At 35.3% G+C, this 8,153-nt stretch carries 8 protein-coding genes; all 8 read left to right on the forward strand.

Features of this window, described 5'->3' with window-relative positions:
• The coding region (locus tag Q0W95_RS06550) for an HAD hydrolase family protein (RefSeq protein ID WP_297791091.1) at nucleotides 1-398 on the forward strand (398 nt) is incomplete at its 5' end.
• Nucleotides 386-844, forward strand: coding sequence for a tRNA (cytidine(34)-2'-O)-methyltransferase (locus tag Q0W95_RS06555; protein ID WP_297791093.1), 459 nt, complete (start codon nucleotides 386-388; stop codon nucleotides 842-844). The genes Q0W95_RS06550 and Q0W95_RS06555, both read left to right, overlap by 13 nt.
• Before the next feature lie 12 nt (nucleotides 845-856).
• Nucleotides 857-1,783: a thioredoxin-disulfide reductase gene (trxB, locus tag Q0W95_RS06560; RefSeq protein WP_297791095.1), complete on the forward strand. Its 927-nt coding sequence runs from the start codon at nucleotides 857-859 to the stop codon at nucleotides 1,781-1,783.
• Nucleotides 1,784-1,853: 70 nt separating this feature from the next.
• Nucleotides 1,854-2,861, forward strand: coding sequence for a type I glyceraldehyde-3-phosphate dehydrogenase (gap, locus tag Q0W95_RS06565; RefSeq protein WP_297791097.1), 1,008 nt, complete (start codon nucleotides 1,854-1,856; stop codon nucleotides 2,859-2,861).
• A gap of 59 nt (nucleotides 2,862-2,920) precedes the next feature.
• Nucleotides 2,921-4,117: a phosphoglycerate kinase gene (locus tag Q0W95_RS06570; RefSeq protein ID WP_297791099.1), complete on the forward strand. Its 1,197-nt coding sequence runs from the start codon at nucleotides 2,921-2,923 to the stop codon at nucleotides 4,115-4,117.
• 9 nt (nucleotides 4,118-4,126) lie between these two features.
• Entirely contained in the window at nucleotides 4,127-4,879 is a 753-nt protein-coding gene (gene tpiA / locus Q0W95_RS06575; RefSeq protein WP_297791101.1) for a triose-phosphate isomerase, read from the forward strand.
• 10 nt (nucleotides 4,880-4,889) lie between these two features.
• Complete coding sequence (gene eno / locus Q0W95_RS06580; RefSeq protein ID WP_297791103.1) at nucleotides 4,890-6,185, forward strand: phosphopyruvate hydratase; 1,296 nt, start codon at nucleotides 4,890-4,892, stop codon at nucleotides 6,183-6,185.
• A gap of 184 nt (nucleotides 6,186-6,369) precedes the next feature.
• The gene (locus Q0W95_RS06585; RefSeq protein ID WP_297791105.1) at nucleotides 6,370-8,025 is read left to right on the forward strand and encodes a formate--tetrahydrofolate ligase; all 1,656 of its coding nucleotides are present in this window, start codon (nucleotides 6,370-6,372) and stop codon (nucleotides 8,023-8,025) included.
• Nucleotides 8,026-8,153 lie beyond the last annotated feature (128 nt).

Here is an 8,153-nt window from a genome sequence, read left to right on the forward strand (position 1 = left end):
AAAATAAAATGGCTTATAAATTTCAGATATATGGATTAAATAATTTGGCAGATTCTGATAAGAATATAGAAAATATCTTTAAGAAAGAATTTGTAAATCTTCTTTATTTTACATCTTCTATTAGCGGGGTTTTAGAGATGATGGTAAAGGGAGTTTCAAAGTTCGAGACTCTGCTTTATTTGACAGATTTAACAGGACTTGCTAGAGAAAATATAGCTGCAATTGGAGATGGCATGAATGATTTGGAAATGCTTAAAGGAGCACGACTTTCCTTTGCTATGGGAAATGGTCATGATAGGATTAAGGATATAGCTGATTTTACAGTTGCAGACAATGATAAAGGTGGAGTTATTGAAGCTTGTGAAAAAATCAAGGAGCATAACAGATGTTTAATATAGTATTACTTGCTCCGGAACATCCAGGAAACGTGGGCAATGTTGGAAGAACCTGTGTGTTAACCGAGTCTAGGCTACATTTGGTAAGACCTTTTAAGTTTGATTTTTCTGATAGATTTTTAAAAAGAGCGGGTATAGATTATTGGGAACATGTTGATTTAGTTATCCATGATTCAGTGGATGAATTTATGGATTATGTTTTAGACAAGAGATATTTTTTGGTTGAAACTGGTACAGATAAAAAATATACGGAAGTTGATTTTAAAGATGGAGATTTTTTAATTTTCGGTAGAGAAAAAGAAGGAATCGAGGCAAAACTTCTAAATAAATACAAGGAAAAAATCATTACAATCCCGATGACCCAAAAAATTACTAGGTCATTGAATCTTGCAAATTCGGTAAGTATTGTCTTATACGAAGCTCTTAGGCAAGATGGATTTAATTTTTAATAAGGAGAAAATATGTACGATATAATTATTATAGGTGGAGGTCCTGCTGGATTAACTGCAGGCCTTTATGCAGGTAGGAGCAAACTAAAGACACTTATCATAGAAAAATCAGTTGCTGGTGGTCAGATTTCTGGGACGGCCTTTGTAGAAAATTATCCGGGTTCAATTCCAGAGGCAACTGGAATGGGACTTTCTGAAAGAATGCTTGAGCAAGCGGAAGAATTTTGTGAGATTAGGTACGAGGATGTTAAGGAAGTAGAGCTTGAAGGAAAAATTAAAAAAGTAGTAACTGATGGTGGAAACTACGAGGCTAAGGTTATCATAATTTCATCTGGAGCTACTCATAGAAAGCTTGATGTTCCAGGAGAAAAAGAATTTGCCAATAGGGGTGTTTCCTATTGTGCAACTTGTGATGGCCCTTTCTATACTGGTCTTGATATTTTTGTAGTAGGTGGAGGAGATTCTGCCCTAGAAGAAGCTAGCTACCTTACAAGATTTGGTAAATCTGTTACGATAATCCACAGAAGAGATGAATTTAGAGCAAGTGGTGTAGTAGTTGATAATATCAAAAACAATAAGAAGATAAAACTTGAACTTAATTCCGTTGTAAAGGAAATTAAGGGAGATAGAGAAAGTCAAGTACTTATCGTTGAAAATGTAAAGACTGGAGAAATAAAAGAATTAAAATCTGATGATAATTCACCAATTGGGGTATTTATATTCATAGGATATATTCCACAAACAGAGATATTTGAGGGCAAACTAGATATGGCAAAGGGCTATATCCTAACCGATGAAGATATGAAAACAAATATTGAGGGAGTATTCGCAATTGGAGATACTCGAGAAAAGAAGGTTAGGCAAATGGTTACAGCAGCAGGTGATGGATGTATCGCAGCTGTTCTTGCTAACAGGTATCTCGAAGGTGAAAATTGGTAAGATAATGTTGACAAATTTCTAACAAATAAGTAAAGTAGTATTTGTAGAAAGAAAAAATTAGGAGGAAATAATGGCAACAAAAGTAGCAATTAATGGATTTGGTAGAATCGGACGTCTTACATTAAGAAGAATCGCCGAAGTTGAAGAAAATATTGAAGTAGTAGCAATTAACGATCTTATTGATAAAAAAGGTCTACTATATGCTTTCAAATATGATACAGCTCAAGGAAGATTCAATGGAGATGCTGAACTAACAGAAGACGGATTCAAAATTAACGGAAAAGAAATAAAAGTTTTCGCTGAAAGAAACCCAGAAGATCTTCCATGGGGAGAGCTTGGAGTTGATATCGTACTTGAATGTACAGGCTTCTTTACAGAAAAAGAAAAAGCAGAAGCTCATATCAAGGCTGGAGCTAAAAAAGTTCTAATTTCAGCACCTGGTAAAGGTGATATGAAAACTATCGTATTTGGTGTTAACCACGACATTCTTGATGGATCAGAAACAGTTGTTTCAGGCGCAAGCTGTACAACAAACTGCTTATCACCAATGGTTAACGTATTATTAAAAGAATTTGGATTTGTTTCAGGTCAAATGTCTACAATCCACGCTTACACAGCTACTCAAGCTATCCAAGATACACCAGCTTCTAAGAAAGACTTAAGAGGTGGTAGAGCTGCAGCACAAAATACAATACCAGCATCAACTGGAGCTGCTAAGGCTGTAGGTAAAGTACTTCCAGAAGTTGAAGGAAAAATTGATGGTTCAGCTCTAAGAGTACCAACAATTACAGGATCTATCACAGAACTTTATTCAGTTCTTGAAAAGAAAGTTACTGTAGATGAAGTAAACGCAGCTATGAAAAAATACTCAAATGATGCATTTGCTTATACAGAAGATGACATTGTATCAAGCGATATAGTTGGTTATCCAGCTGGTTCAGTATTTGACTCTCAACTAACAAAAATTGTTGAAGGTGCAAATGGAACACAACTTGTTAAAACAGTTGCTTGGTATGACAACGAAATGGGATATGTATCTAACTTAGTTAGAACACTTGACTATCTAGCAAATCTTTAAGAGTTAATTAAGGCGGGGGATAGCTTCCGCCTTTTTTTAACGGAAATACGAGGAGACTTATGAATAAAAAAACTGTAAAAGACCTAGACGTAAAGGGCAAAAAAGTACTTGTAAGAGTTGACTTTAACGTACCTCTTTCAAAAGAAAACAACGAAGAAATTGCTGATGATACAAGAATTAGAGCAGCTCTTCCTACTATTGACTACCTATTAGAAAATGGTGCTAAAGTTATTCTTATGAGCCACCTAGGTAGGCCAAAAGGAGAAGCAAAACCTGAATTTTCTCTAAAACCTGTAGCTATTTGGCTTGAAAACCATTATGGTGCAAAATTCCACTTCTTTCCATCACCAGAAGTTGTTGATGATAAAGTAAAGGAAGAAGTTTCTTCATTGTGTGAAGGTGAGCTTTGCCTGATTGAAAATACAAGATATGTTGCTGGTGAAACTAAAAATGTTCCAGACTTTGCTAAAAAGCTTGCATCTCTTGCAGAACTTTATGTAAATGACGCCTTTGGTACAAGCCATAGAGCCCATGCATCAAATGTTGGTGTTGCAAGTATTCTTCCATCAGCAGTAGGTTTTCTAATTGAAAAAGAAATCTCTGTAATGGGCAAGGCTCTTGAAGCACCTGAACATCCATTTGTTTCAATTTTAGGTGGAGCCAAGGTTTCTGACAAGATTGGTGTTATTGAAAACTTGATTACTAAAGTTGACACAATCCTAATCGGTGGTGGAATGGCCTATACCTTCCTTAAAGCTCAAGGAAAAGAAATAGGAAAATCTTTACTAGAAGAAGATAAGATGGACCTTTCTCTTGAATTAATTAAAAAAGCAGAAGCTAATAATGTAGAAATCCTACTTCCAGTAGATGTTGTTATTGCTGATGAAATTAAAGCTGGAGCAGCAACTGAAATAGTTGATATAGATTCAATCCCAGCTGATAAGGAAGCCCTAGATATTGGACCAAAAACAGCAGAAATTTTTGCTAAAAAAATAAAAGAAGCTAAAACTGTTGTATGGAATGGACCAATGGGTGTCTTTGAAATAAAAGAATTTGCTGATGGAACAAATAAAGTTGCAAAAGCCCTTTCTGAATCAGATGCTGTAACTATAGTAGGTGGTGGAGATTCTGCCCTAGCAATAGAACTTGCAGGTCTTAAAGATAAAATAACTCACGTATCAACAGGTGGGGGAGCAAGCTTAGAATTTCTTGAAGGAAAAGACCTACCTGGAATTACTTCAATAGAAGATAAGTAAGGAGAAATAATGCGTAAACCAGTAATAGTTGGAAACTGGAAGATGAACATGACAGTTTCAGAAGCAGAAAAACTACTTGATGAAATTAAAGCTTTAGATCTTGATTCTAATGTTGAGGCAGGTGTTTGCACTCCAGCTATCGACTTATTAGTAGCTAAAGAAAAATTAGCTAATACAAAAGTTGGCTTTGGAGCACAAAATATGTACTTTGAAGAAAGTGGAGCATTCACAGGAGAAATTTCTCCATTAATGCTAACAGATGTCGGAGCAAAATATGTAATTTTAGGCCACTCTGAAAGACGTGAATACTTCAAAGAATGTGACTGTCTAATCAATAAAAAGGTAAAAGCAGCCCTAGCTCATGATTTAGTACCTATACTTTGTTGTGGAGAAACTCTTGAAGAAAGAGAATCCAATGAACATGAAGCGAAAGTAAAAGGACAAATTGAAAAAGACCTCAAAGATGTTTCAGAAGAAGATATTGAAAAAGTAATCATAGCCTATGAACCAATCTGGGCTATTGGTACAGGAAAAACAGCATCAAGTGAAGATGCAGATGCTATGTGTGGCTATATTAGAAACTTAATAGCTGAAAAATATGGCAAAGATGCTTCTGAAAAAATAAGAATCCAATATGGTGGTTCTGTAAAACCAAACAATGTAGTAGAATTAATGGGCAAAGATAATATTGACGGTGCCCTAGTTGGTGGAGCAAGCTTAAAGGCAGAAGATTTTGCTCTTTTAGTTAATTTTAATAAATAAGGAGAAATAAATGAGTTTAATAACAGATGTATATGCAAGACAAATTCTTGATTCAAGAGGAAACCCAACAGTAGAAGTGGAAGTTTACACAGAAGATGGCGGTTTTGGTAGAGCAAGCGTACCATCAGGTGCATCAACAGGTGAATGGGAAGCTGTAGAACTTAGAGATGGCGATAAAAACTATTATCTAGGAAAATCTGTTCTTAGGGCAGTTGAAAATGTAAATGAAATTATTGCTGAGGAACTTGAATACACTTATGATGTTACAGATCAAATCGGTGTAGATATGGCTATGATTGAACTTGATGGAACAGAAAACAAGGGCAAACTTGGTGCTAACGCAATCCTAGGTGTATCCCTTGCAGTTGCAAAAGCAGCAGCTAACGAACTTGGAATGTCTCTATACAACTACATCGGTGGAGTTAATGCAAAACTTCTACCAACACCAATGATGAACATCCTTAATGGTGGTGAGCATGCAGACAACTCTGTAGATATACAAGAATTCATGATTTTCCCACTCGGAGCTGAAAGTTTCGCTCATGCCCTACAAATTGGTGCAGAAGTATTCCACAGCTTAAAATCAGTTCTTTCATCAAAAGGCTACAACACAGCTGTAGGTGATGAAGGTGGATTTGCTCCAAATCTTAAATCAAACGAAGAAGCCCTAGAAATTATTTGTGAAGCTATTAAGGCTGCAGGATACGAACCAGGTAAAGATGTTTATATAGCTATGGACTGTGCATCAAGCGAATTCTACAATAAAGAAGATGGTAAATACCACCTTGATGGAGAAGGAACAGTTAAAACAGAAGATGAAATGATTGACTGGTTAGAAGAATTAGTTGGCAAATACCCAATTATCTCTATTGAAGATGGACTTGATGAAAACGACTGGGAAGGTTGGGCAAAACTTACAGAAAGACTTGGCAAAAAAGTTCAACTTGTAGGTGATGACTTATTCGTAACAAATACAAAGAAACTTGAAAAAGGAATTAAAGAAGGCGTTGCTAACTCAATCCTAATCAAGGTTAACCAAATAGGATCTCTTACAGAGACTCTAAATGCTATTGAAATGGCTAAAGAAGCAGGATATACTGCTGTAGTTTCTCACAGATCAGGAGAAACAGAAGACGTTACAATTTCTGATCTTGTAGTTGCAGTAAATGCTGGACAAATTAAAACAGGTGCTCCTTCAAGAACAGATAGAGTTGCTAAATACAACCAATTATTAAGAATTGAAGATGAACTTGGAGATGATGCAAGATTCAAAGGAATCAATGCCTTCTACAACATCAAAAGATAATATATACTATAAGGACGGTCTTAGTTTTAACTAGGGCTGTCTTTTTTGCAATAAATAATTTCTTAATATAAGGAACTTAAAATTTATAAATTAAATGGTATATTCAAAATGATAGATAATTTTATCTTATGTGTTTTGTATATGTTAACTATAAGATTTATTGAAACTGAAGGGAAGTGAATATATGAAGACAGACATCCAAATAGCAAAAGAAATTTCTCTAAAAGATATAGATGAAATTTGCCATAAATTGGGAGTTGAAACTTATGAGAAAATTGGAAACTACAAAGCTAAAATTGACCTATCCTACTCTCAAAATATTAAAGAAAATGCGAAGTTAATATTAGTTACTGCAACAAATCCAACCCCAAGCGGAGAAGGAAAGACAACAGTCAATATTGGCTTATCTATGGCATTGAATCAGATAGGAAAAAAAGCGGTATCTGTTTTAAGAGAGCCTTCAATGGGTCCTTCTTTTGGAAGAAAGGGAGGAGCTGCGGGAGGTGGATATAGCCAGGTTCTACCGATGGATGAAATTAACCTACATTTTACTGGAGATTTTCATGCAATAACATCTGCTGTTAACCTTGTAGCAGCTATTGTGGACAATCATATCTACCAAGGCAACGAAAAAAATATTGACCCTAAAAGAATTGTTTGGAGAAGGTGCGTTGATTTAAACGATAGGGCTCTTAGAAATATTGTTATCGGTCTTGGAAATAGAACTGATGGAGTAACTAGAGAAGACAAGTTTGATATAACTGTTGCCACTGAAATGATGGCTGTTCTTTGCCTAGCTACTAGCATCAAAGATTTCAAGAAAAGAGTGGCGAAGATGATTGTTGCCTATGATTACAATAATAAACCTATAACTGTTGAAGATATAAAGGCGACAGGCTCTGTGGCTGTAGTTATGAAAGAAGCTTTAAAGCCAAATCTTGTCCAAACTACAGAGCATACTCCTGCAATAATCCATGGAGGCCCTTTTGCAAATATCGCTCATGGTTGTAATTCACTTTTAGCCACGAAAACAGCCCTAGGACTTGCAGATTATGTAGTAACTGAGGCAGGATTTGGGGCAGACCTCGGTGCAGAAAAATTCAATGATATAAAATGTCGACTTGGTGGTCTAAAACCAGATGCAACAGTTATTGTAACTTCAGTTAGGTCTTTGAAGTACCATGCTGGAATGGATATCGACCAACTTTCCAATGAAGAATTAACTTATCTTGAAAAAGGTTTCAAAAACTTACAAGTTCATATAGAGAACATGAGGAAATTTGGGACTAATATAATAGTCGCTATAAATAAGTTTGCAAGTGATAGCACAAAAGAAATTAATCTTATCAAAAAAATGACCGAAAAACTTGGAGTTATGGCGATAGAAACAAATGTTTTCACAGAAGGAGGAAAAGGAGGCATAGAACTTGCCCAAAACCTTGTCAAACTTTGTGAAAAAGACAATGAATTCAACTTCCTTTATGAGCTAGATATGTCAATCAAAGAAAAATTAGAAATAATATCAAAAGAAATCTATAGGGCAAAGGGAGTAGTTTACGCTAGTAAAGCAGATAAGGAGATCAAAAAAATTGAAGAAATGGGTTTTGGAGACTTGCCTATTTGTGTTGCGAAGACCCCTTACTCCTTATCAGATGACCCAAGCATAAATATATTGACAGACGACTATGAAATAACTATAAGAGATATTAGGATAAATGCAGGTGCAGGATTTTTAGTAGCCTACACAGGCAATGTTTTAACAATGCCAGGTCTACCAAAACAAGCCAATGCCTACAAGATAGACCTTGATGAAAATGATGAAATTATAGGATTGTTCTAGGTATTAACTGAAGAATTTGCTGAAACAAGAAAGAAATAAAAATATTTTTAACAAAAACTTGAAATTTTTGTTAATCTATTTATAATAATTATATACAAAAAATTTAGGGAAGATGGAGGGTACTATGA

Source organism: uncultured Anaerococcus sp. (genome assembly GCF_947253225.1).
Lineage (GTDB): Bacteria > Bacillota > Clostridia > Tissierellales > Peptoniphilaceae > Anaerococcus.